This is a genomic window from Pseudoalteromonas luteoviolacea, assembly GCF_000814765.1.
Classification (GTDB): Bacteria; Pseudomonadota; Gammaproteobacteria; order Enterobacterales; family Alteromonadaceae; genus Pseudoalteromonas; species Pseudoalteromonas luteoviolacea_H.
The window spans coordinates 903821-929567 of record NZ_JWIC01000004.1 but is presented as its reverse complement, the minus strand read 5'-3'; the positions used below and the strand labels follow the sequence as shown (position 1 = coordinate 929567).

Genomic DNA, 25747 nt, shown 5'->3' with positions numbered 1-25747 from the left:
TAATGGATAATGGCTTAGCCTCCTCCACACATCAAACTTAGACCTTTACAACTATATGTTGAGCTCTCATTCTCTAAACCCGAAAAGTCTAAGATGCTAAACCCAGCATCAGCCGGCGCTGATTGGCTTTGATTACTTGAATCGCACTCTCCTTGCGCTTGCCACATTTTCGGCGACTGCGATGGGTTGGCACCTTTATTCCAATAATACGCACTGTATATTTTACCTTGATAGGTAACTTGCTCTCCCCCATCGTAAGGCTTATTGTGATACCAATTTTGTGGGCAAGCTGGCGTATAGCCTGATTGCAAATATGTCAGTGCCTGCGCAAAGTTTGGTAGGCCATGGCCATATACATTATCTTTTCCTAAGTCTCCTAAATCATGGCTAGTCGCTTGAAGCGCACCTATAATTTGTGCCCTATCCCAATTCGGGTTTTGTGACCAAAGTCGAGCAATCCCACCAGAAATAATCGCCGTTGCTTGGGAAGTACCCGCACCGACAACGTAGTCACTGTGGTAACTGTTGATAGCGATAGACATGTTAGCGCTGTCTGTGACATTAGGCCATTGATGTACCAATAACGTTGGAAACTCTGTGTAATAGTCTATGCCCTTTAAACGGCCTTCTGAACGTTGTGGGTAATTAATGAGTAGTACTTTACCACCGGCCGCTACACAACTAGATTGCGCATTACTGAGATCCTGACGTGTCTCATACGGTAACGTACGCTGTGTTAACTGCTGTTGCACATCACGACTAGATAACGTAAACACACAATGTTCTGGCAAGGTAGCTTGCATTGATTCACTGCGCACACCCACATCAATTTGCGTGTATTTTAGCGCATCAGAAATTGACCCACTGTGCTGTATCACCACCTCCTGAACCGCGTAATGGCTACGGTTGGCAGTAGATACAATTTTGCTACCAGGTGCGACAAAGTCAATATGCTGATTGGTTGGCGAAAAAGATGCAATGGTCCCATCGGTTTCCAATGCACCAATCGACAATACATTATGATATGAAGCTGGATAATGCAGTGCATCATCATAGATACCTTGTTGTTTTTTTTCTGTCGTGCCATGATTGCCAGCTGCAGCAACGAATATAAGGCCTCGATCATAAGCCAGCCTATCAATGACTGCTATCGTCATAGGTGAATACTGTTCACCACTCAAGGACATATTAATTACCTTCGCGCCTGAATTTGCACACACTTCGATGGCTTCGATTAAGTTGCCGCCCCAAATTGCAGAGTTTTTCCCATTTGCAGTTTTTATTAATTTGTGAACTTGCAAGCTAGCAACACCGTCACTGAGTGCACCTTTAACCCCGATCCCATTGCTTTGTGCAGCGATAATGCCCGCCATGTGCGTACCATGACTTAATGCATCTTGATCCCAAAAGCCTGCATAAACACTGTGATAACCATGAATATTGACAGGTAAGTCCGGATGGTTACTATCAACACCCGAGTCAATAACACATACTGAAATATCGTTGGTCGCGGAGGGTAACTTACTGATAGAAGTTGCACGTAACCAATAGGGCTCTAGCTCACTATTTGCCAGTACATCTAGGCTATTTGTTGTTGCTTTGAAGTAATTAAGTGAATTGCTACTCAGAGATAAACCGTAATCTGCTTCGAACGTGACTCCATCAATTTGATTTAACTCATCCAACTGCTGTGCAGATAATATCCCCTGCGCTATTACCTTATCGCCACTTTGTCCAATCACTTTTAAAGAGCTAAGTATGTGCTGAGATAGCTGCCCATTTTTAAATTGTACTAAATATGCACTGTCAGCATTCTGTGCTTGCACCATTGCGCCAAACCCCAAACTACCTAACATACTTGCAAAAACCGCACTTCTTTTAAAAAAATCCATACTAACTCCTAGCAAAGCGATGATTATTTTTTATTTTTTATCCTTAAACCCTTGTTTTCACTGAATTTAACTATTAAATTCTCGCGATGCGAATACTTCCTTCAATGCAATACAACCACCAACACGTGTTCATATCTACTTACTTACAGTCAAGCTAAACAGTTACCTTTTATAAAGTGAAATGCCCTTCACTATCCCTTCAAGATAATTGTTAAATTCGAGATATATCTACTCTAGATTTTTCACAAAAATGGATAAGTTACGTACGAAATTCAATCAACTACATCCTGATGAAGTAACATTTCTTATACAATCTGAGGACTAAATCATGAATAGAAAACAGGTTTCTGACTGTTTAAAACGCTATTTTGGTCAAAAAATAACAAAACAGTCAACAACACACTAAAAAAATGTAGATTTATTAAAAAATTCATAGTAGGGAAATTAGGGTCATAGATAGGATATTAATTTTTTCGAAAATATCGAGAAATGCCAACCAAAAAGTTTCGTAAATATGAATAATATTCATTAGACTCGTCCCTTTATAGGGTGTAAACGTTTTTTTATCGCATTTGTTATTTTTTACTCGGATTTAACGTTTAAATAGAGTACAAAATATAAGTTTTGTGTACTTACATAGAACAATGGGTTAAAAACAACAACTAGAATATTGATGATCGTGGGACATACGATTTACTAAAAAGAGCTAAAAAATAATGCACATTCTTCTATCTGATAAGCGCTACACATACAGCCCCAAGTTCAGATTTATAAAACCGAAAGACCGCCAAAAAGTAAAAGTGAAGTTTGCCAACGACTTGATACTTGCCTTAGGCTACAAGTTTAAAGAGCAGAGCAACTATTTTGCTATGGCAGCTGAAGCTGCATTTATGTCTCTAAACCCATTAGATAGACAAAATAATCAATTTTTCATTGAGCTAGACCTGCAAACCAGTAACCAAGAAACCGTTAACTTACAAGAAGACAGTACAAGCGTTGGACTAGGTTATGCACTGAGCTGTGCATTGGCATACCGATCACACATTAAAAAGCCTGTAAGTCATACTTATACTTGTTTTGCCACTGGAGAGGTATCACCAAGTGGTAACGTGCATAGCATTGGTCATATCAATAATAAAATTCAAGGCGCAATCTATGCGATGACACATCGGCATACAGGCCCATTCTTCGTCTTTTACCCGCTCGCCAATCACGATGAAATCGACGATGCGCTATGCAAAGAAGTAGAGCTATTAGGAGGAAAGTTATCACCTGTTGAGCATATTACTGAGGCATTGCAGCAGCTACTTGGAGATGAATATGATGGCGCGCAGCAATCTGGCTCACTGACCTTCAAAGGCCTTCGGAGCTTTGAACCTCATGACGCATACTACTTTTTTGGTCGAGACAAGCTGACCTCAGAACTACTTGCGCTGTTTAATGATAATCCCTCTCTAATTAAAGTACATGGTGTTTCAGGCAGTGGCAAATCAAGCTTAATCAAAGCGGGCCTGCTGCCTGCGCTGGCTCAACAAGAAAGCAATGTGTGTTGGCAAGTAGGACTTCCCAAAGACTTTAAAGACAGCAAATCATTACTAACGCACTTTATCAGCTCAAAAGGCGCCGGGTTTGAGCCTGTTCTCAAGGCTATGTCTGTGAGCCTTGAGCAATTTATAGAAGAGCTCACACAGTTAAATACCACTTATTTAGATGAGCTTGCATTGCATCTCACTGCGCATAAAAAGACCTATATTTGGTACATTGACCAATTTGAAGAAATTTATGAAATTGAGCCTAATAATCGCTTATTACAAAGTCTAGCGGTATTATCAGAACATACCCCTATATCTATTATAACCAGCATTAGAAGTGAGTACTTACATAACACAGATATGGTAGGTAGAGACTTTTACGTACCGCATAGTTTGACGGCTGAGGACTGGCTCAAGATCATCAACAATCAAGCGACCGCGTTAGGTATTACACTCGAGGATGGTTTAGCACAAACCATACAAACCGAAGCATTAAAGCTTTCTCATGCACTGCCTGCTGTAGAGTATTTATTGGCCCAAATGCATGCTCTAGCAATCGATAGTAACCAACCAAAAGTGCTCACATTCTCTCAATATAACCAGCTCAATAAGTTAACTGGTGTCATTTATCGACAAGCAGAGTATATCTTAGGCCAATTTGAACCATTAACAGAGCAGTTTTTTGAGCTATTTATCGGCGTAAATATCAATGGTACCTGCTACTCAAAACATGTGGATTTTCTAGCCTTAGAGCAAGAAAACCCACATTTACTCGAGTTGGTAAATGCACTTATTGAAAAACAGCTGGTAATAAGGCACCAAGTACACAAGCTTCCTCCTTATGTAAAATTAACCCATGACTGCCTTATCACCATTGCAGAAGAGCGCTCTCTTGACCAACAGATCTGGCCGCGATTTTACATTTGGCTAAGTGCAAGAAAAGAATATCTGCAATGGTTTCATGGGGTAGAAGCAAAGTACAAACAGTGGAAGAATTTTTCTTCTACACCCGAGGAGCAACATAATTTCACATTGGGTAAGCATGAGCTGCAAGATGGTACTAAGTACCTCATACAGCCCGGAACCATCAGCCTACAATCAATTAAAAACTATATTCTTGCATCTCAAACCTTTTATCAGTCAGGGCTTGAACAGAAAAATAAAGCACAAAAAAGGCGGCTTTTTACGACCAGTGTACTATTTGTATGCGCACTGGGTGCAGCTTCCTTCGCTTATTACCAAAAGCAACTGGTTGAATCCGAGCAAGCTAAAACGGCACAAGCCCTCTCGCATCTAAAAAGCAATGTGCTCCTAAACATTGATTCAATTGAGCCAATACTTGCTCAATACCTACCGACGTTTCAACGTAAATATTTAAATGGTCACATTTCAAAACTAGTAGATAGCGTCGATGACATCGCATTAGACGATATTGATAAACTCAAATTGTTACTCATCAAAGTGAGAATACTTCGACAAGATGACTCTACACATATCGATGAACTAAAATCAGTACTCGCAATCTTAGAAGATCAAATAAAAAACATTGATAGTGATAACCCGAAAGAGTTACAAATCGCCATCTCATTTAATTATGAATTTGGTGCGTTACTCATTAAACAAGGTAGAAATGAGGATGCTAAGCACTATTTAGAACGTGCATTACGGCAGATAGATGACTTACCAGTAGATGCCACTTCCATACTCACTAAAGCAAAAATTGTCTCACAAATTGCGTTTATGGCTTTGTCGTCCAGCGATATCCACTTCGCTGCTGAAAAATACAATGAAACATTGCAATTGCTGGACTCTCACGTACCAACAGAAAGTCTTGAGCAAGCATTTAACGTGCTACGAGTAAACACATTCAGAAACCTTGCAAAAACGGTATCCTCTGAGCAACAAGCAAGCGATTTATTATTGAGAGCAAAAAGCGTACTTGAAAAGCAACTGGCAACGGACCCGAACCATCTTGTCTCCCAATATAACTTGCTGAGGATATACATTAACTTAGCCGAAAATAGCAGTAATAAAGTTGAAGCAGACCAGTACTATGATCACGCCAATGAACTGGTCAAGCTGTATTCGATTAAAGATCCTGACAACGTACATGTACAAGTCGCCCAGCTACTTTTGGCAAGCCGCATAGGTAGCAGTAAATTAAAACAGGGTTATCTAGTCGAAGCACAAACACACTTCTTAGAGGGTCTAGACATCACAAGAAAACTGCGCATTTTAAATGACGCAAACATTGACTGGCAAGGGCACAGTATCGAGCTCTATATGACCTATGGTGATTACTTTAAACAAACTAATCAAGCAGAGCAAAGTGCACAATACTACGAAAAAGCACTCAAAGCGGCAGAGAGACTTCACAAACAAGATAGCAATAATGTCGATTTTATTAGCCTGTTGCAGGGCGCACACTCGAAAGTTGCTATCCACCTATACAATCAAGGTGATAAAAAGTCTGCCCAAACGCATCTGAAAAAAGCAGAGGCATTTGCTCGACATCTCACGCAAGTGCACCCCGATAACCAAGGCTATCAAGTCAGTTATCGGAAAAAACTATTCAACCTTGGATACATCGCTTCTGAAATCGGTGAAATAGACAATGCATGTAATTATTTTGAGATGGGTAAAGTCCTATCAGACACGTTCTTGCAATCACATACGAGTATTCAGTGGCAAAAAGCAAAAAATAAATTTGAACATTATATAGAATTATTGAAGTGTAACTAAAGTGGCAACAATTCTTGGTAACATCAATTAGGAAATACAAATATAATATGCTGAAACTTATCGAAAAGTTGTTATGTCGCAATCAGCAGTCAGGCTATTCCTAATAGAGTAATAGAAATGAGTGATGAAAGGGATACGACAACAATCAAAAGGGGGTATGGATGTGGTTTGATAACAAACAAGCCGTACAAGAAGCGTATAAATTTATTAAATTTTTACTTCGCAAAAAGTCGATTACTGATCACAGAATTGACACCGAAGCACTTGTTCAAGAGACATTGTTAAAAGTGATAAAAGCGACTAAGCAAGAAACTAGCGATAACCTAGAGAGTGAGAAAGAGACTCAAAAGCTTAATGCGCAAAACGATTTTAATCATGTTTTAAAAGCTTATACATATAAAGCATTTGAAAGCGTCTATTTAGACATGGGTAGTAACGTGACGTACAGAAGAAAATCAGCTTCAGAGCAAGCCAAAGCGCCTGATGAAGGGCGTTCTGTACAAATTGTGCACCTGTATGAGAGTAATAGTGCGTCAGAAGGCGCACCTAGCAACATATATGAATTGATGCCAAGTGATCAGCCATCACCCGATCAGGTTACTAAAATGGACAAAAATGCGCGTCTATTCATAAATTTATTGCTTGAAACAATTGCACAAGAAGAAGACAAACAGAAGCAAGCGCTGTTTTACGACTTTTTTTCACTCTCTTTTCGACAAAATACTCTCACTCAAAAGCAGTTGGGTGAACGGCATGGTTTTAAGGGTAATGCCGCAATAACCTATATATCTAGGTTTGTAAATAAATTATCAAAACGCGTCGAAGAATCTGGATTAAACCTCGAAATAGGAAATAACCCGCAAACAGACTTCGACATATACTTTCTCACTCACAGCAATAAAATAAATGAGACGATATCAGTATGAATAAGGTTAAGATCACAGACAAGGTTTTAGAGTCGCTTGAAGATCACCTCATTGCCAAATCAATTACGGAGTTTGAGCACGAGGAAGATCATGCACTTACTCCTCAGGAAATCGTAATTATTGAGCGGATCTACAACCAGCATAAATCTGCGGAGCAGGTTTGTGAAGTACTCGATTTTGAAGTGCCACTATTAGCGGCGAGTCCGGATTTAACGTCCTCAGACAAACCCTGGTGGGATTTCGATACAATTATCAATGATACATTTCAACTTGCCGTGTTCAGTTCTTATGGGCAAGAGCTGAGCGAAGAAGTTGACTTCGAGCTTAATCCGTTAAAAGGTAAAGAACGTGAGTTCAATGATTACTTTGATACATTCAGGGGTACCAAGCAAGGGATCCGGATCTATTGGGCAAAAAATCGAAGACAAGTTGTTATGGAAGGTGAGCTCGTACACTCGTATGAAGGTGACTGTGTAAGTGGGCACGGCAAGATCATCTCTAGCGAGTACTTTGGCTCAGGCCATTTTAAATTAATGCTGGAGTTCTTTTCGTTGCCTAACTAAAAGGGATTGTTTGGCAACGAAGTGCAAATACTGACTCAAATTATTTATGTAATTCTACTGGCTGTGAATTAACGGATCAGCGGGTCTCACCCGTTGATTATTCACATAACCCACTCTGGTGTCCCCTATCGCTATTTAGCGTTCATTTACGCTAATCGACACTCAACTTACACATAACATATTAATACTTTCATAAAAAATATAAAAATATGAAATGAAATAAATGTAAGTGGGAGATAATCTTTTAAATGGTGCCCGGGGCCGGACTTGAACCGGCACGCTGTTACCAGCGAGGGATTTTAAATCCCTTGTGTCTACCAATTCCACCACCCGGGCATCGGATGTCTACGTGTGTAGAAACTGTGGAAGTAAATGGAGGCGGAACCCGGAGTCGAACCGAGGTAGACGGATTTGCAATCCGCTGCATGGCCACTCTGCCATTCCGCCAAACTCTATAAGAGTTGGAGCGAGTAACGAGGTTCGAACTCGTGACCTCGACCTTGGCAAGGTCGCGCTCTACCAGCTGAGCTATACTCGCATATTCACTTATAAATAAGTGGTGCCCGGGGCCGGACTTGAACCGGCACGCTGTTACCAGCGAGGGATTTTAAATCCCTTGTGTCTACCAATTCCACCACCCGGGCATCGGGTTTTGCAAAAGCCAACCTTTAAGTAAAGTTGGAGCGAGTAACGAGGTTCGAACTCGTGACCTCGACCTTGGCAAGGTCGCGCTCTACCAGCTGAGCTATACTCGCACAATAAATGGTGCCCGGGGCCGGACTTGAACCGGCACGCTGTTACCAGCGAGGGATTTTAAATCCCTTGTGTCTACCAATTCCACCACCCGGGCATCGGGTTGCTTTCGCATGTGGATTATATTGAGAAAATGGAGGCGGAACCCGGAGTCGAACCGAGGTAGACGGATTTGCAATCCGCTGCATGGCCACTCTGCCATTCCGCCGTCAATTCAGCATCAAAATTTGGAGCGAGTAACGAGGTTCGAACTCGTGACCTCGACCTTGGCAAGGTCGCGCTCTACCAGCTGAGCTATACTCGCAACATAAACTTGGGCAACTTGCATTGCTTTATTTACATTTCGTTTTGATGACTGTTGTCTCTCAACACGGACGCATTCTACAGAACTTCTTGATTGCGTCAATATAAAAAATGAATGTTTTTAACTGTTTGCTTATTTTTTATCTAAACCGTACTGTAATTGCTCAATATCAATCAAGATTTGAGCAATTCACCTTTTGCCGCAATCAAATACTGCAACATAGAAACGATCGTTAACACCGTCGCAGTCGCCAATAAGATATAACTCAACATCAACATCCAAGGGGAAAACTGCCAAATAAGACCAATGATCGCCAGCATCTGAGCCGCAGTTTTGAATTTACCCAAAGAGGAGACTGCTACACTGGCTCTTTTACCGATACCTGCCATCCACTCCCTGAGCGCCGAAATAACAATTTCACGACTAATAATTACAACCGCTGCAAATGTGATCCACACATTTTGATAATGAGCAGCAATCATAACCAATGCAACACTCACCATCACTTTATCAGCAACAGGATCGAGAAATGCGCCAAAAGGCGTAGATTGGTTTAATTTACGAGCCAGATAACCATCCAGAATATCGGTTACAGATGCTAACCAAAAAATAAATGCCGCAGCAAAAAACGCCCATGAATAAGGCAAATAAAATACCACCGCAAAGACAGGGATAAGGAACAACCTAAATGTTGTTAACGTGTTTGGAATATTCCACATAACTACTTAAAGAATTCTTTTTCTATATGTTCGCATGAAGTATCAAGCTTTGTCATGCAAATGGTTAAATATCTTTTCAGCCAACTGCGGACTGATCCCAGGCACTTGCCCCAATTGTTGTATATTTGCGGATTTAACGCCTTGTAACCCTCCTAAATACTTTAATAGAGCCTGGCGCCGCTTATTCCCTACACCGCCTATTTCCTCTAACACTGACTGAGTTCGCTGTTTCTGCCGCTTATTTCTGTGTCCAGCAATGGCAAAACGATGCGACTCATCTCGAATATGCTGTATCAAATGCAATGCCGGTGAATCACTTTCCAGATTAATGGTTTTGCGACCACCATCGAATAATAGCGTTTCCAGCCCTGGTTTGCGGCTGGTGCCCTTAGCAACACCAATGAGCATGGGCATCTTATCTAATTTCCAATTTTCAAAAAATGCTTCAGCTCGTGCTAACTGCCCTTTACCACCATCAATAAAAATAATATCCGGCACTTTGGACTCATCGGCCACCTTCGAATAGCGCTTATGAAGTGCAAAATCCATGGCCGCATAGTCGTCACCAGGTGTGATCCCAGTTACATTGTAGCGACGATATTCTTTAGTATTGGGGCCTTGGGCGTCAAAAACAACACATGATGCCACCGTATTTTCACCCATAGTATGACTGATATCGAAGCATTCCATGCGCTGTATATCAACGAGTCCAACCGCCTCTTTCAATAGCGCATATCGTTTACTGACTGCATCTTGTGCACTCTGTTTAACCATGATGCTGTTCAGTGCATTTTTCGTTGCCAGCGCTAAATAATTGGCTCGTTCCGCTCTTACATTTGAACGAACATAAACTTTGCGTTGTGCCAATTGAGTCAGTGCCTCTGTGAGCTCCTTTTGTTCAGCAAGTTCAAATGGTAAAACAATGTCATTCGCTATACGCGCATTTGAGCCATTAGACACATAGTATTGACCGACAAATGAGGTCAAAATCTCATCTTCGGTGGAATCTTTTGGCACTTTTGGAAAATACGTTTTACTTCCCAAAATTTTATGATCGCGGATCATCAGCATATGTATTGCACACAAGCCATTACGCTGAGCAAAGCCAATCACATCCATCTCGGCGAAGTTTCCCGCCACAGATTGTTGCTCCTGCATTTGCCTTAAAAGCGCTATTTGATCTCGGAATTTTGCAGCAGCCTCAAAGTTTAATGCCATACTGGCACTTTCCATTTTTGCCACCAGCGCTTCTATTACAAGGTGAGACTTACCACTTAAAAATTGCCTTACCAGTTCAACTTGCTCGGCATATTCACTCTGAGTAACCTTGTCAACACAGGGGGCTGAGCACCGCTTCAACTGATACTGTAAACATGGACGGCTACGAGCACGATAATATGCATCTTCACATTGACGAACTGGGAAGATTTTTTGCATTAAACGTAAGCTTTCTGAGACCGCAGCACTACTTGGGAAAGGCCCATAATACTCCCCTTTTTGCTTGCGGGCACCGCGATGGAAAGCAATTCTAGGGTGCTTGTGCGCTGTCAATAAAATATAGGGATAAGACTTGTCGTCACGAAGCAATATATTATAACGAGGCTGATACTTCTTGATTAGGTTATTTTCTAATAACAACGCTTCTGTTTCTGTATTAGTCAGTGTGACTTCAATATTAAAAATATTGCTTACCAGAACGCGTGTTTTACTATCAGGGATATTTGAACGGAAGTAACTACTTACTCTTTTTTTTAAGTTTTTAGCTTTACCGACATATATTACCTGGTGTTCTTTATCATACATACGATAAACACCAGGCTCTGTGGATAACGTTTTTAAAAACGATTTGTGGTCAAATTCAGCCATTAAATTGGATTTTGATTAACGAGAACTATCAATATCAATCATTTTATGACGAATCGCTAAGTGAGTCAGTTCAACATCACCGCTTACATCCAATTTTTCGAACATTCTGTATCTATAGCTATTCACCGTCTTAGAGCTTAAATTGAGTCTCTCGGCAATATCTTGTGCCTTTTCACCTTTGGTGATCATAAGCATGATTTGCAGTTCACGATCAGACAATGATTGAAAAGGGTTTTCATCAACTTTGCCACTGAACTGTGCCAAAGCGATTTGCTGCGCTATCTCTGGCGCGATATATCGCTGGCCCGAATTCACTGAACGGATGGCGTTGATCATCTCATCAGGTCCGGCACTTTTCGTTAAATAACCATGCGCCCCAATTTGCATCACTTTACTTGGAAACGGATCTTCACAGTGCACAGTCAATACAATAACTTTAACATCAGGGCAGTACCGACAGATCTTTTTAGTTGCTTCCAACCCACCGATCCCCGGCATATTCATGTCCATTAATACGATATCAGGTTCACTCTGACGGCAAAAAGTAACCGCCTCTTCCCCAGTTTTAGCCTCTCCGACCACCTTGAAACCTCGCACATCATCTAAAATGCGTTTGATCCCAGTCCTTACAAGTTCATGATCATCAACTAAAAGTACGTTAATCAATGGAACATCCTCACGCTAGCCCTTGGTAAAAAATCTATTCGATTTGCTTTGCGAGATTAACATATAATTTCACAAAGCATAATCAGTTACATCACACCAACCTAGCAATATACGACTATATTACTAGGTTTTATGACTTATTCTCCTTTTTCAGAGAATCGGTTTACCCACAATGCAATCACACCATCACCTGTGACATTACATGCTGTACCGAAACTATCTTGTGCAAGATACAGTGCAATCATCAGGGCAATTGCACTTTCATCGAAACCAAGCATCGACGTTAATAAGCCTAATGCAGACATAACCGCACCACCAGGTGCGCCTGGCGCGGCAATCATCACAATGCCTAACATAAAGATAAATGGTAACATTTCCAGCAAAGACGGTATCGCCATCGTTGGTGATAAGAACATAACCGCCATGGCACAGGTCACGATTGTTATCGTCGAACCGGATAAATGAATTGTAGCACATAAAGGAACAGAAAAGTTTGCAACTTCTTCTGAAACACCATTTGCTTTACTGGCTCTCAAAGAGACTGGAATAGTCGCAGCACTAGACATGGTACCAATTGCCGTAAAATAAGCAGGTAGCATATTTTTAACGAGTTCTAATGGGCTGCGTTTAAGCATAAGCCCTGTAACAATAAACAAGGTTGTTAACCATAACCAATGCATACCTACCGCTGCGATTAATACCACGCCAAATGTACTTAGCGTATCAACAACCGTGCCAGCAACAGCCATTTCAGCAAAAACACCCGCAATATAAAATGGCAGCGCAGGAATAATGACTTTTGCAAGCAGCGCATCGATCACGTCTCTACCCTGATCGACTACATCTTTAAGTTGAAGTAGATTAAGCTGGCTAATACCAATACCAAAAATAAATGCAGCGGCCAAAGCCGTCATCACACTCATGATTGGTGGGATCTCAAGTTGGATATACCCTTTTAACTCTGCGCCTTTTGCCGCTTCATAAGCGATACTGCCTTCAAAAAAGCCTGTCGCAAATAAAACCAATAACACAGCAAGCGTGCCAGCAATCACCGTTGAACTGTACGCAAAGCCAACCGTCTTACCTAAAAGGTGACCTGATGTTTTAGGCAAACCGGCAATACCCGATGCAATAAAGAATAAGATAATCAGAGGAATAGTAAAGCTGATCAGTTGGCCTATGATTACTTTCGCTGTGTAAAGCAGCTCAGTCAGACCTAAAGGCAAGTACAAACCTGCCAAGATACCGCCAAGGATACCGGCGACGAGTTTTATTATTAGAGACATAGTTTGCTCGATTTACATTTAAACTAACGCCCTTTTTATCATGTTTTTACCTCTTAGGTATACAAATTCGATACTTTACCTTCAGCCTATTCACCTAATTTCACCTGATATTAACGCAGTTCAACGAGAATGAATTGTTGCTTCTATACTATTATTATTAAATTAACACCCTAAAGTTCCTGCGAAAAACGACTTATCATGTTTAGAAGTACCAGTCTTATTTGTGCACTGCTTTTGTCATTAAAGGCAACAGCATCCACCCAAATAATTGAAATCCCATTCATCGCGCAAGAAGCGTCTATTGATGGCCAGCTCAATGAGTCTGTATGGCAATCAGCAAAAGAAATCACGATAGACAACGTATCATGGCCCTACGACAACACCCTAAGCCCAGTCAAGACCAAGGCATTGGTATACGAAAATGGCGATGCCTTATTTATTGCGTTTATCGCTTTAGATACCAACCCTAGTGACATTCGAGCACATTACAGAGATAGAGATAAAATCTGGAATGATGATCTCGTAGGCATAAAAATTGACTCACTCAATACCAGCCAAAACGCCTACCAATTTTTTATTAATCCGCTCGGTGTGCAAATGGACTCAATTGAGAATGAGTTAACAAAAAACGAAAACACATCTTGGAATGGAATATGGTCAAGCAAAGGAAATATCACCGATGATGGCTACCGAGTAGAAGTAAAAATTCCCTTACGCGTTCTGAACTTCAGTGATTCGACAGGTCGCAAAGAAATGGCGATGGAATTTTTACGCTTTTTACCGAGAAGTGAGCGACTGCGTATTTCGAATATGCAATTAGACCACAGCAATAGTTGTTGGATATGCCAAATGCCAGCAGTCAGTGGGTTTGAAAGTGCCAAACAAAATAGTAACCTCACTATCACGCCAGCTCTCGCCATTGCACAGACACAAACGCGTGACATTGATGGGGCTGACATACCGGATTTCGACACTGATACCAATTATGAACCTGGCTTAGATGTTAAATGGGCAATCACTCCAGATACCACATTCAACCTCACACTCAACCCAGATTTCTCTCAGGTTGAAGCGGACACAGGCCAGTTAAGCGTCAATAATAGTTTTAGTTTATTCTTCCCAGAAAAACGTGCCTTCTTTTTGGAAAACAGTGACTATTTTTCTTCTCACTTAAATCTTGTACACACCCGAAATGTTGCCGCACCAGACTATGGTGTCAAAGCCACCAGCAGCCAGGGTGGTCATACGTTTGCAGGCTTCATCGCCAATGATGATGCAACACATGTCCTCATACCTGGTAACTTGGGGTCTAGCATCGTATCGTTAGAACAAAAGAGTGAAAATGCCGCCTTTAGGTACCGCTATGACGCTGGCGATAAGTTATCAGCGGGCGTGACAAGCACATTGAGACAAAGCGAGGATTATCAAAATAAGGTAGTCAGTATCGACACCAAATATCGTCCTACCAAACATGACACCATTAAACTACAGGCTATTGCGACTAATACCGAATATGACCAACACTTTGTAGATGAATTGTGTGACGACGACCCTATTGAGACATGTGACATCGACGAAAGTGTTTTGCGTATCCAAAATCAAGATGAACAAACCGGGGTTGGTTATTACGCCAGCTACGAACACAACCGAAAACACTGGCGTGCGTTTGGTTCATATCGCAACTATGACGCAGCAATGCGTGCAGACTTGGGGTTTGTATCTCAAGTAGATTTCAATAAGTTTGTTACTGGCTTTGAATATCGTTGGTATGGGGATGAAAACAATTGGTGGAATCGAGCTAATTGGTACAGTGACTGGGACATTACCCACAATGAAAACGGTGAATTGCTAGAAAAAGAAGTGCAGTCAAATTTCAGAGTAGAAGGTCCACTGCAAAGCACCATACAATTTGGATTTGATCATAGAAAGCGGACTGGACAACGCCATGACGAGTCACGCCTTAATATAGATGGCAATACCGATATGTTCACTGAAAACTTCCAGTGGATGTATTTAGAAATGAAACCAAAAGCAGGTGTTTTCGCAGGCCTGACACTCAATACCGGTAATAAATTAGACATTGCCAATAATCGTTTAGGCCAAAGGTACATCATCAAGCCCACGCTCGATTTCAATTTAGGCCGCCACTTTGAAGTCAAGTTACGTCACACCTATGAGCGATTGGAGCATGAAGGCGATAATGTCTACACGGCCAATTTATCTGATGCCAGATTCACCTATCAGTTTGGCATTAACAGCTACATACGCTTAGCGGTGATCAACCTTGATATCGAACGTAATCAACAAAAGTATATAGACGAGATCGACAGCCAGTACAAAAAGCTCAGTACACAACTTTTATATGCCTATAAGCTCAATCCAGAAACCGTCCTATTTGTCGGCTATTCAGACAGTGGCTATCAAGATGATGACCTCAGCGACATCACCAAAGACAATAAAACCTTTTTTGCCAAATTTAGCTATGCTTGGCTACATTGATGACACAAGCTGTTAATTACTTTGAGTAATTAACAGCTTGTTTTTTATTCATTCTAGCTATAAGCTTTTTTAATATATCTTATAGCCATTCTTTACTTCTTGTTTTGTTATATGACCAGTAAAGTGTGGCTATATTAAACATTACGAAATAGTCCTAAGCTCAATTCAAGGGAACATTATGTCTAAAGTATTTTCAGATAACAGCCTAGCAATAGGCCAAACGCCAATCGTTAAACTAAACCGTGTTACCGGTGGCAACGTTTACGCCAAAGTTGAATCACGCAACCCAAGTTTTAGCGTAAAATGCCGTATCGGCGCTTCTATGATTTGGGAAGCTGAAAAGCAAGGTTTACTTGGTGAAGGTAAAGAACTAATCGAGCCAACTTCAGGTAACACAGGTATTGCATTAGCATTTGTTGCTGCATCTCGTGGTTATAAGCTGACACTGACTATGCCAAATACAATGAGCCTTGAGCGCCGTAAGCTGTTAAAAGCATTAGGCGCAAACTTAGTACTGACAGAAGGTGCTAAGGGCATGAAAGGCGCAATTGAAAAAGCGAACGAAATCTTAGCAAGCGATCCTGAGAAGTACGTACTTTTACAGCAGTTTGAAAACCCAGCTAACCCGAAAATCCACTTCGAAACAACAGGTCCTGAGATTTTCGATGCGCTAGAAGGCAATATCGACTACTTCGTAGCAGGTGTTGGTACTGGCGGTACTATTTCAGGTGTTAGCCGTTTCTTAAAAACAGAAAAGGGCTTAGATGTTAAGTCTATTGCTGTAGAGCCTAGCGATTCTCCTGTTATTTCACAGACACTTGCTGGTGAAGAAGTTAAGCCTGGTCCACACAAGATCCAAGGTATCGGTGCAGGTTTCATCCCTGGTAACTTAGATTTAGAACTGATTGATGGTGCGGAGCAAGTCTCTAACGAAGATGCGATTGCTATGGCACACCAATTAATGAAAGACGAAGGTATCCTTGTCGGTATTTCTTCTGGTGCGGCAGTTGTTGCTGCAAAACGTATTGCTGAAAGACCAGAAAATGCGGACAAAAACATCGTAGTAATTTTACCAAGTGCGACTGAACGTTACCTTTCAAGCCCCATGTTTGCTGATGAGTTCAGCGAGCAAGAGCTAGTTCAGTAAACAAAATATAAATCAAAAAAGCCTGCGATTCGCTGGCTTTTTTATCTGCCACTTTCTCTTTCACCTTTCTCAATATTCTGACTAGACTAAGTAAATAAAACAAGCAGTCACTCGGCTCATGTATCTTTTGTAGGTCAAGAGGTGATATCAGCGTGTCGAAAAGATCGTATTATCGATGTATAACAAGGCAATTTAATTCAAGCATGCCTCGATTTACTTATTTTCTGATCGCGTACCCGAGCTGAAGTAACGCAGTATGTATGGATAGGATTTAGTCACATGAAATTCGTAATAAGCCTTCTCATTGGCTACTTCATTCTGTTTTCCACACTTGCTAATGCAAGCTTACAAGTTGGCTTTTTTAAGTCTGGCCAATATCAAATGATCGTCGGCGAGCCACATAAAAATGGCTACTTATTTAGTAAAAACCCCACCAAAGACCAATTACACTTGGTCACCCTAGATTGGCCACCTTATATCGGCGACCAGTTATGTAATAAAGGGTGGGTATTTCAATTCACTATCTCACTGCTGGTCGATCAAGGTTACCCCGTTTATGTCGAGTTTTTGCCTTGGGCACGTGCTGTTAAAGCCGCCGAATCAGGCCAGGCTGATATATTGTTCCCCGAATATTTTATTGAAGATGCGTCGCCCTCTGATAACTTCCCAGGCAAAACGAGAAGGGAGTTACTGGCATTGTCAAATGCCTACCCTGGTGGTGAGATTGGTTTTCTTAAACGTCGAGGCGAGCGGGATAAATTTACAGGTAATTTAAACGACCTCAAAGGCACCACGATTGGCGTTGTAAGAGGATATCAAAATACACCAGAGTTTGATGCCATGATGGACAATGAAGAATTTGTGATTGTGAAAGCAGTCGATGACTTACAGTTAGTTAAACTTTTAGTCGGCAAACGCGTAGATTTGATCATTGGCGACCCTAAAGTGCTACGTTTTACCGTCAGTTATTCAAACCTGTCTAAGTCTGAAAAAGTGACATTACTGCGTGCACTTGAAGACGTTGAGCCTGCACTTCGATACAACAATCTGTTTTTTGCGTTGAGTAAAAAGAAAAAAACTTGGCGCAGTGTTCTTAACGATATCAACAAAGGGCTTTATATCTTCAATAACAGCGGTGAAACCGAGCGTATTATTGAAATGGGCAGCTCTGAGTGCTATTAACAAAAAAGCGGCGTGCTGCCGCTTTCATTCCATGTTCTAGCCAATTATATCCCCACTCAAAAGCCGAGACACACAAAGCCAAGCCTCTGACCTTAGCACTAATTAATACCGATATACTTGTGCACTTGAATTGATAAGCGCCAGTTTTTCTTAACGCATGTGTCTATGGCTAATTTGGTTGCCTTCGCTTTTTGACTTATCGGCTGCAAGTAAATCAATTTAGGCCTTACACCTGTTTGCTCAAACAAGGCTTCAAGTTCGTCAATGTGCTTTTGCATCGCGACAGGATGTTTAATTTCATCGGCTCTTTGCATAGCTGATGTCAATACATCATACCCGCCACGCATATTTATTTTAGGAGACACGGTTACCCACGTTTCCTTTGGTACAAGCACCTCAAATGTACCACTGGTTTCAACTTGTGTAGTATATCCAGCTTGGTGCAAGGTGTTACACAGATCATTTAGGTCATACATGCAAGGCTCGCCACCAGTGATAACGATATGTTTCGCAGTATAGTTACGCGCTTCAAAAATAGCGATTATTTCTTGTGGCGTTGCATTGGCCCACCACTCTGAGTCAGCTTTTTTCTCAACTGTTTTATCCAAGCTTACCAAATATGTGGGGTTCACATCCCATGTCTGCTTTGTATCACACCAAGCGCAGCCCACCGGGCAACCTTGTAAGCGAACAAAAATAGAGGGGGTACCCGTAAAGCTTGCTTCACCTTGGATGGTTTCAAAAACTTCATTAATCTTGTACAAAACAGCTCCAAACTACTCAATATATTTTGCGAAAATAACCTGCTAAAATTGTCATTTTTTCAGCGGCCGTGTAGTATATCGCGCCCTGAAGCAAACCTCTATTAAAATCGAGGCAAAACCTGAGGCATTTATCCGAGGTATCTCTAATGAGCGAAAAAGTCGTTGTTATCTATTCTGGTGGCATGGATTCTTACACCGTGCTAAACAAAGCCCTACAAGAGGGTCATGAAGTCTATGCGCTGTCTTTTAACTATGGACAACGACATGTTAAAGAGTTAGAAGTCGCTAAAAATGTCTGTGACAGTTTAAACGTAGCACATAAAATTGTTGATATATCTGCAATCAACCAGCTTCTTGCAGGCTCATCGCTAACCGATGACATCGAAGTGCCTGAAGGCCACTACGAAGAAGAAAGCATGAAAAGCACCATAGTGCCTAATCGCAACATGATTTTGCTTTCACTGGCAGTTGGCTATGCGGTCTCTTTAAAAGCCAACAAAGTGTTTTATGGTGCGCATTCAGGCGACCACGCTATCTACCCTGATTGCAGACCTGAGTTTGTGAAAAAAATGGACGACGTATGCCGCATTGCTAATTATGATGAAGTTGCAATTGTATGCCCTTATTTAAATAACACTAAGATAGATATATTAACTGACGGTCTAAAAATGGGCTTAGACTATAGCCATACATGGACCTGCTATAATGGCCGTGAAAAAGCGTGTGGTAAATGTGGTGCATGCCAAGAGCGCTTAGAAGCATTTGAGCTTAATAATGCAACAGACCCACTAGTTTACGAGTAACCCCCTCTAAAATTGCTATACCCTAGTTCACCATGGGTATAGCAAAGCACGCTCTGTCGTTTTCTCTTGTTCATTTTCTCTTACATTTAATCTGACACTTGTCACTATACTCAACACAAATATCAACTATGATTAAAGCAAATCAAGTTAAGGAGATTGGTCTTATGTCGGGTACTACTATGGTGTTTTTAATCGTACTAGTGAGCGTTGGGTTTGGTGTAATAAGCGATTTATACAGTAAGTATTTGCATGCCAAGAAACAAAGCGGCATCAACAAACAGGAAAGTGACCAACTAAAAACTGAAATTGCCCATTTAAAAGACCGTGTTGCCGTGCTTGAAAAGATCGTAACGGACGAAGGCTATCAGGTCGATAAAAAAATCAAAAGTCTGTGAATGTGATGTACGCCAGCCATGTCGCTGGCGCCATGTAAACCTATTTAAATAGACAAGGTAATCCAAAAAGTATTTTAACTGGACCAGAGCGCTTTATAATCTCATACCCCATATAGCACCCCATCACAGTCAATAACACAATCAATATTCCCTCGTAAAGGATCGGTATGCCATAGGGCTTTAGCCAAACAGCAGCAATCATAATGAGCGTTTGGTGTAATATATACCAAGGTAAAATAGCCCCAGTTGCGTACGCAAGCCTATCACTAGATTTATCCCAATGCTTTGCACCATAACCGAGCAACATCAGTATCCATGCCCAATGATTGATGCTGAGTATCACGCCATAGAAGGTTTTAACCCATATGCTCGTATCGAAATACTGCGTGAGCCAGTACAAATAACCGTGCTTATCCAAAATGATAAAGCCATACCCTATCAAGGCGAGTATCAATAACATATGGCGCTTCGCAATCACACTGGCTTTAAGCTGAGGCGATAGCGCATAGCAATACCCAGCAAAAAAAACGAAAAAGTACTTCCCATGATTATACCAATCATCAGTCAATGCATGTGTTGAAGGATAGTGGGCTCGCAGACTGATCCACACACCAAAAATAACACTGACCACAAGCACAAATGCAAACGCTGGCGATAATCGCGTTAGGCATGACTGAAAGAAATGGTGAACGGGAAGCAGTTTAAAGATAAGCAATAAGCACACGCAATACGTCCACAAATATGCTAAAAACCAAAGGTGATTCCATGTTAATAACCCAATGATAGATTGATATTCAGGTAATAGCATCGTGTTGGGGTTGATATAAACAAACCAAAACTCAATGAATGTCATATCTATCAACCCCTTGTTAGACACCTCTAGATACAATTGCGGCGCTACCACGATATACATGGAAAATACCAACGGTATAAACAAACGGATAAACTTCGCCTTCAACAGACCCCACGTCGACATCTTTCGTTCGCAGTAAGCAAAGACAATGCCCGAAATAAAAAACAATAAAGACATTCGCCAAGGGTTAGTTAACAACATCAAATCTTGTAATAACACAGAAGTACTCGCGCTTTTAATATGAAACGCCCACCCTTCTACATAGTACATCCCGACATGGTATAAAATGAGTACTGCAAACGCCCACACTCTTACCCAGTCTAAATACCACTGCCGAGAGAAGTTCAACTCAGTCACACATCCTCCGATTACATTAAAGTGTTTATATGTTTAAATAATGCTCCAAGTAAATCACCCAGCTTATTGAAATGCATGGATATAGTGATAAGCGGTGGGAATTAGGGATAAGTTGAGATGTGGATAACAAAAATCATAAAGCAACATACAACGTACTGTGGCTACGCAGCCATTGTGCTCTACGTTTTGATTAACAATACCATCAATGCACTTTCACATTGGACAGATCACAATAGAAATGGCACACCAACAATCCAACTTTGGGAGCCCTTCGTTTGGCAATACTCAAGTGCCCTATCATTATGCTTATTGCTGCCAGTACTATTTATTGTTTTCAAGCGATTTCCGCCTCGTGCGAGTGGACTTTTGAAGCAGCTCACTATTCACATCTGTATCTCTTTTTTATTTTCTATGAGTCATGTGCTGCTTATGGTCTTATGCCGACACAGCGTATACACCTTACTTGGAGGAGACTATGACTTTGGAAATTACTTCACTGAATTTATTTATGAATACCGTAAGGATGTGCTCACTTACTTTAGTATTCTAGTCTGCTACCATAGCGCTAAGTGGATAATGAACACACAGCTCAATACGCCTGAACAGCAAGAAACCACTGGGCCAGTCACGCAATTTGTCGTTAAAAAACAAGGCAACGAATACCAAGTCAAAATAGCAGATATCGAGTGGTATGAAGCATGTGGCAATTACGTAAATTTACATAGCCAAGGCCGAGTTTACCCTATTAGAAAAACACTAAACCGTCTATGCTCTGAATTACAGAATAGTCATGTAACACGCGTTCATCGTAGTTTCGCCATCAATAACCAAGCCGTAGAGTCTGTACGCTATGTATCTAGTGGCGATGGCGTGATCACCTTAAGTTCAGGAGATGAAATTAACTTATCAAGGCGATATAAAGAAAGCTTTAAGAAAATATACAAAGCATCGTTGTAGTTAAAAAATAATAATCTATTCCAAATATATTAAGATTATAAATGTTAAAATTAACTACAAAACACACCAAACCATTTAATTTCATTAATTATTTGAAACCAAGTGGTAGCATTATTTTTCTAATTAAATAGCTAAAAGTTAGAAGTTATAAACTATAACAAAAATGAATTTAACGACGCATAAATTACTCTTTAGTATCCCCTCCTCTATAAAAAATTAGCCTCATTCATTGAGCTTCTAAGAATACCGAAATCAACTCGCTAGGATATACAATGTTAAAACCAAGCTTCTTGGCAGCGTCAGTCAGCCTGATATTAGCTTCTGCACCTGCTTTCACAATCAAAGCACAGGCATCTTCAAGTCAGTCTCCTGAATTAAAGCCAGAAGTTATCGAAGTCACAGGCACTAGACGAAGCTTACGCAGTATTGCTGAAAGTACTGTGCCTGTAGACATTATCAGCTTAGAAGAGATCAATAGCTCTGGTCAGCTTGAATTAAGCCAAGTGCTTACGACGCTCATTCCAAGCTTTAACTTTCCTAATTCGCAACTTGCAGATGGTACAGATCACGCTCGCCCAGCCGTATTAAGGGGCCTGGCACCTGATCACACGCTTGTATTGATCAATGGCAAACGACGCCACTCAAGCGCGCTGTTAAACCTCAATGGCACTGTAGGCCGAGGTTCGTCCGCTGTTGACTTAAATATGATCCCCACTGCTGCCATTAAAAGAATTGAAGTACTGAGAGATGGTGCAGCGGCGCAGTACGGTTCAGATGCCATTGCAGGCGTGATCAATATCGTACTAAAAGATGCCGATGAAGGTGGCTCACTCAGCTTGACCTATGGTAAATACGACACACAAATGGCTGGGGCAAAACAATTAGAACGTGTATATCAAGACGATAATGGCGAGCTTGCCTTTGAACTGGGTGAAGATCGCCGTATGAGCGATGGTAATACAAGCACGTTAAGTGGCAATATTGGCCTGCCAATTGGCGACAACGGGTTTGTAAATTTAAGTGCTGAAATGCGTAACAAAGCGCCGTCTAACCGATCTGGATTTGACCCAAGAGCACAGTATGCCAAAGACGATACAGGTAACTTTGACCCAAGAGAGTTTGATGCCGAGCGGTATAACCACAGGTTTGGTAAAGCGGATATCGAAGATATCGCTTTCTTTTACAACGCAGGATATGACCTCAGCGATACAGTATCGCTCTACTCTTTTGGTAGCTACTCAGAACGTGAAGGTAACTCAGGTGGCTTTTTCCGTCGCCCACAAGATGGCAGAAACGTCGTTGAGATCTACGCAAACGGATTTCTACCTCAAATCACCACACAAGTAGACGACTTTGCCATCGCAATGGGGGTGACCTCACAACTTGCTGATTGGGATGTAGACAGCAGCGTTAATTATGGCCGAAACCAATTCAACTTTGGTGTCACCAATAGCTTAAATACTTCTATGGGCGCAAACAGCCCTACTGAGTTCGACAATGGTGCCTTAGTTTACGATCAACTGGTATTAAACTTGGACGCTAAAAGCAGCTTCGACTTTGGTTTGTACGAAGACGTATTCATCACCTTCGGGGCTGAATATCGCAATGAATCTTACCAAATTAAAGCTGGCGAAGAAGCCTCTTACCTGACAGTCCTAGACGCCCAAGGCATTCCTGTTGCAGCCGGTGGCGCACAAGTCATGGCCGGTTTTTCACCAGCGAGTGCCGTTGATGCATCTCGCCACAATATTGCACTATTTACAGAGCTTGATACCTATTTGACAGAAAAGTGGAACCTTGTCGTCGCAGCTCGATTCGAGGACTACAGTGACTTCGGTTCCACATTAACAGGCAAAATTGCCTCACGTTATGAGTTCAATGAAGCATTATCGTTTAGAGGTGCACTGAGTACTGGATTTAGGGCCCCTTCATTGGCGCAATCTACGTATAAATCTGTAAGTACAGTATTTGAAAATGGCGTGCCGAACGAAGTAGGACTGTTCCCAGTTGATACTCCGGCTGCGCAAGCGCTTGGTGCAAAAGCGCTAGATGCAGAAGAGTCAATCAATATGACAGCGGGTTTTATTTATACATATGACGCGTTCAGCTTTACTGTAGACGCTTATCGTATCGATATTAATGACCGTATTGTGCTATCAGAGAACCTCAGTGGCGATGCTGTTGAAGATATTTTGAAAGGTGCTGGAGAACACAACGTACAACGTGTTAGATACTTTACCAATGCAATTGACTCTCGTACACAAGGTGTAGATATTGTAGCAACCTACAATTTCGACTTAGCGGGCTTTGGTACACTGAATGTCAGTGCTGCACTTAACTTAAATGATACTGAAGTCACGCACGTTAAAGATAATCCAGCTGAACTTGAAGCTTTGGGCGACCAATACCAATACTTCGCACGCAGAGAAATCGCTCGATTTGAAGATGGTACACCTAAAGACAAATTCAATCTTGTAGCAACTTGGCAATACCAAGATTGGACCGCAATGTTGAAAGCAACGCGTTATGGCGAAACAACAGACTCATCAAGTACAATCGAGAAAGACGAAGTACTGGATGCAAAATGGATTACAGACGTAGAAGTGGCATATCAGATGACTGAGCAGTGGCGTGTTGCTGTTGGTGCAAACAATTTGTTTGACCAATACCCACAAGATACCGTCGGTAATATTGGGTTTAGTAACTTTAACCAGATATTCCCATATTCTGCGTTCTCTGCTTATAACACTGACGGTCGATTTGTATACGCAAAAGCATCATTTAATTTTTAATATACTTTTTGTCGCCAGTACTACCTGCTGGCGACAGCACCCACCACTGAGCACCAGAACCTATGTAGTGCTCCAAATTCTCACATGCACATATTGTCTAAAAATCATACTTGATTTCTTTGTAATAAATATGTTATCAACATATTTGGGTAATAATTTACCAATGGAAGTTTGCTTTATACCCTGCACTAATCCCTGAAATAATGTAAATTAATAGAAGGAAGCTAGTATGAACTTAAAATTAAATAAAAAAAGTATTAAAAAACTCACTCCAAATATCAATACATTGCCAAAAGCAGCAACACCTCAAATAGGCGGAGGCACTATCCAACCGACTGACATATGTAATTCTAACGATGTTTGCTGGACGCAAAGAGGTCCTGGCAGACCATGTGAAATCTTTCCTGAATAAAAGCGTACTTTTAGCTGCCTACTTAATCAGTAGGCAGCTAAAAGTTATAAAAAAACCGCGATTATCGCGGTTTTTTAAATTACCAATAATGGATCATTTGATGTCTATAGTTCATAAATTTATTTCGATATTTACATGAACCAATGGCTTTATATTCAACACCATAAAATCCCGGAGCGCTGTGCGTTCTAGTTACTTGCCAGCTACAGTTATCATTAAAACTTGGGTCATTTGAAGTCCAAGCCAGCGCTTGGCCTGAAGCGACCAATAAAGCCGCTAATGCGGTGCTTTTTAAAACCTTATACATATTTTCCTCCTTAAGATGAATGATGGCCAT

19 protein-coding genes and 8 tRNA genes are annotated in these 25747 nt (G+C 41.2%); 11 read left to right on the top strand and 16 right to left on the bottom strand.

The features are described 5' to 3' along the window. Positions 1-14: 14 nt before the first annotated feature. On the bottom strand, positions 15-1892 hold the full coding sequence (locus tag JF50_RS07425; RefSeq protein WP_039608767.1) for a S8 family peptidase: 1878 nt from the start codon (positions 1890-1892) through the stop codon (positions 15-17). A 716-nt stretch (positions 1893-2608) separates the two neighbouring features. On the opposite strand from JF50_RS07425, the gene JF50_RS07420 reads away from it, so the two are divergent. The 3 genes from JF50_RS07420 (at position 2609) to JF50_RS07410 (ending at position 7655) form a co-directional block, all read left to right on the top strand. Then, positions 2609-6166 carry an ATP-binding protein gene (locus JF50_RS07420; RefSeq protein ID WP_039608766.1) on the top strand — a complete coding sequence of 1186 codons (3558 nt, stop codon included), beginning with the start codon at positions 2609-2611 and terminating at the stop codon, positions 6164-6166. A 161-nt stretch (positions 6167-6327) separates the two neighbouring features. Further along, positions 6328-7092, top strand: coding sequence for a hypothetical protein (locus JF50_RS07415; RefSeq protein WP_039608765.1), 765 nt, complete (start codon positions 6328-6330; stop codon positions 7090-7092). Beyond that, a complete protein-coding gene (locus JF50_RS07410) occupies positions 7089-7655 on the top strand; it encodes a hypothetical protein (RefSeq protein ID WP_039608764.1) in 567 nt (188 codons plus the stop codon). Before JF50_RS07415 ends, JF50_RS07410 begins: the two co-directional genes overlap by 4 nt. Before the next feature lie 249 nt (positions 7656-7904). On the opposite strand, the gene JF50_RS07405 is transcribed toward JF50_RS07410, so the two are convergent. The 12 genes from JF50_RS07405 to JF50_RS07350 all read right to left on the bottom strand — a co-directional run bounded on the left by JF50_RS07405 (position 7905) and on the right by JF50_RS07350 (position 13249). Further along, positions 7905-7991: transfer RNA gene (locus JF50_RS07405), tRNA-Leu, on the bottom strand. 37 nt (positions 7992-8028) lie between these two features. Beyond that, positions 8029-8102, bottom strand: a tRNA-Cys gene (locus JF50_RS07400). Between the two features lie 15 nt (positions 8103-8117). Then, positions 8118-8193: transfer RNA gene (locus tag JF50_RS07395), tRNA-Gly, on the bottom strand. A 19-nt stretch (positions 8194-8212) separates the two neighbouring features. Continuing rightward, a tRNA-Leu gene (locus JF50_RS07390) sits at positions 8213-8299 on the bottom strand. 35 nt (positions 8300-8334) lie between these two features. Beyond that, positions 8335-8410, bottom strand: a tRNA-Gly gene (locus tag JF50_RS07385). Between the two features lie 8 nt (positions 8411-8418). After that, positions 8419-8505 (bottom strand) — tRNA-Leu (locus JF50_RS07380). 37 nt (positions 8506-8542) lie between these two features. Beyond that, a tRNA-Cys gene (locus tag JF50_RS07375) sits at positions 8543-8616 on the bottom strand. A gap of 20 nt (positions 8617-8636) precedes the next feature. Continuing rightward, positions 8637-8712: transfer RNA gene (locus tag JF50_RS07370), tRNA-Gly, on the bottom strand. Positions 8713-8885: 173 nt separating this feature from the next. Further along, complete coding sequence (gene pgsA, locus JF50_RS07365; RefSeq protein ID WP_039608763.1) at positions 8886-9431, bottom strand: CDP-diacylglycerol--glycerol-3-phosphate 3-phosphatidyltransferase; 546 nt, start codon at positions 9429-9431, stop codon at positions 8886-8888. 42 nt (positions 9432-9473) lie between these two features. Then, positions 9474-11297 (bottom strand): excinuclease ABC subunit UvrC, encoded by a 1824-nt coding sequence (gene uvrC / locus JF50_RS07360; RefSeq protein WP_039608762.1) that lies wholly within the window; start codon positions 11295-11297, stop codon positions 9474-9476. Between the two features lie 15 nt (positions 11298-11312). Next, positions 11313-11963 (bottom strand): UvrY/SirA/GacA family response regulator transcription factor, encoded by a 651-nt coding sequence (gene uvrY / locus JF50_RS07355; protein WP_039608761.1) that lies wholly within the window; start codon positions 11961-11963, stop codon positions 11313-11315. Positions 11964-12100: 137 nt separating this feature from the next. Continuing rightward, on the bottom strand, positions 12101-13249 hold the full coding sequence (locus JF50_RS07350) for a dicarboxylate/amino acid:cation symporter (protein WP_039608760.1): 1149 nt from the start codon (positions 13247-13249) through the stop codon (positions 12101-12103). 198 nt (positions 13250-13447) lie between these two features. Between JF50_RS07350 and JF50_RS07345 the strand changes: the two genes are divergently transcribed. The 3 genes from JF50_RS07345 (at position 13448) to JF50_RS07335 (ending at position 18077) form a co-directional block, all read left to right on the top strand. Beyond that, entirely contained in the window at positions 13448-15748 is a 2301-nt protein-coding gene (locus JF50_RS07345) for a carbohydrate binding family 9 domain-containing protein (RefSeq protein ID WP_039608759.1), read from the top strand. A 178-nt stretch (positions 15749-15926) separates the two neighbouring features. Further along, positions 15927-16895, top strand: a complete 969-nt coding sequence (cysK, locus tag JF50_RS07340; RefSeq protein WP_039608758.1) for a cysteine synthase A — start codon at positions 15927-15929, stop codon at positions 16893-16895. Positions 16896-17174: 279 nt separating this feature from the next. Then, a complete protein-coding gene (locus tag JF50_RS07335; RefSeq protein ID WP_152614472.1) occupies positions 17175-18077 on the top strand; it encodes a substrate-binding periplasmic protein in 903 nt (300 codons plus the stop codon). A 98-nt stretch (positions 18078-18175) separates the two neighbouring features. On the opposite strand, the gene queE is transcribed toward JF50_RS07335, so the two are convergent. Beyond that, the gene (gene queE / locus JF50_RS07330; RefSeq protein ID WP_039608757.1) at positions 18176-18841 is read right to left on the bottom strand and encodes a 7-carboxy-7-deazaguanine synthase QueE; all 666 of its coding nucleotides are present in this window, start codon (positions 18839-18841) and stop codon (positions 18176-18178) included. Between the two features lie 146 nt (positions 18842-18987). On the opposite strand from queE, the gene queC reads away from it, so the two are divergent. Both queC and JF50_RS07320 read left to right on the top strand, forming a co-directional pair. Further along, a complete protein-coding gene (queC, locus tag JF50_RS07325) occupies positions 18988-19644 on the top strand; it encodes a 7-cyano-7-deazaguanine synthase QueC (protein ID WP_039608756.1) in 657 nt (218 codons plus the stop codon). A 164-nt stretch (positions 19645-19808) separates the two neighbouring features. Next, the gene (locus JF50_RS07320; RefSeq protein WP_039608755.1) at positions 19809-20039 is read left to right on the top strand and encodes a hypothetical protein; all 231 of its coding nucleotides are present in this window, start codon (positions 19809-19811) and stop codon (positions 20037-20039) included. 40 nt (positions 20040-20079) lie between these two features. Here JF50_RS07320 and JF50_RS07315 read toward each other — a convergent pair whose 3' ends face one another. Beyond that, a complete protein-coding gene (locus JF50_RS07315) occupies positions 20080-21249 on the bottom strand; it encodes an acyltransferase family protein (RefSeq protein WP_052262163.1) in 1170 nt (389 codons plus the stop codon). A 117-nt stretch (positions 21250-21366) separates the two neighbouring features. Between JF50_RS07315 and JF50_RS07310 the strand changes: the two genes are divergently transcribed. From JF50_RS07310 to JF50_RS07300, 3 genes are all read left to right on the top strand, one after another. Then, the gene (locus tag JF50_RS07310; RefSeq protein ID WP_052262162.1) at positions 21367-22206 is read left to right on the top strand and encodes a LytR/AlgR family response regulator transcription factor; all 840 of its coding nucleotides are present in this window, start codon (positions 21367-21369) and stop codon (positions 22204-22206) included. 272 nt (positions 22207-22478) lie between these two features. Further along, positions 22479-24998 (top strand): TonB-dependent receptor plug domain-containing protein, encoded by a 2520-nt coding sequence (locus JF50_RS07305; protein WP_039608753.1) that lies wholly within the window; start codon positions 22479-22481, stop codon positions 24996-24998. 229 nt (positions 24999-25227) lie between these two features. Beyond that, a complete protein-coding gene (locus tag JF50_RS07300; RefSeq protein ID WP_039608752.1) occupies positions 25228-25410 on the top strand; it encodes a hypothetical protein in 183 nt (60 codons plus the stop codon). A 79-nt stretch (positions 25411-25489) separates the two neighbouring features. On the opposite strand, the gene JF50_RS07295 is transcribed toward JF50_RS07300, so the two are convergent. Then, the gene (locus JF50_RS07295; protein ID WP_039608751.1) at positions 25490-25717 is read right to left on the bottom strand and encodes a hypothetical protein; all 228 of its coding nucleotides are present in this window, start codon (positions 25715-25717) and stop codon (positions 25490-25492) included. Positions 25718-25747 lie beyond the last annotated feature (30 nt).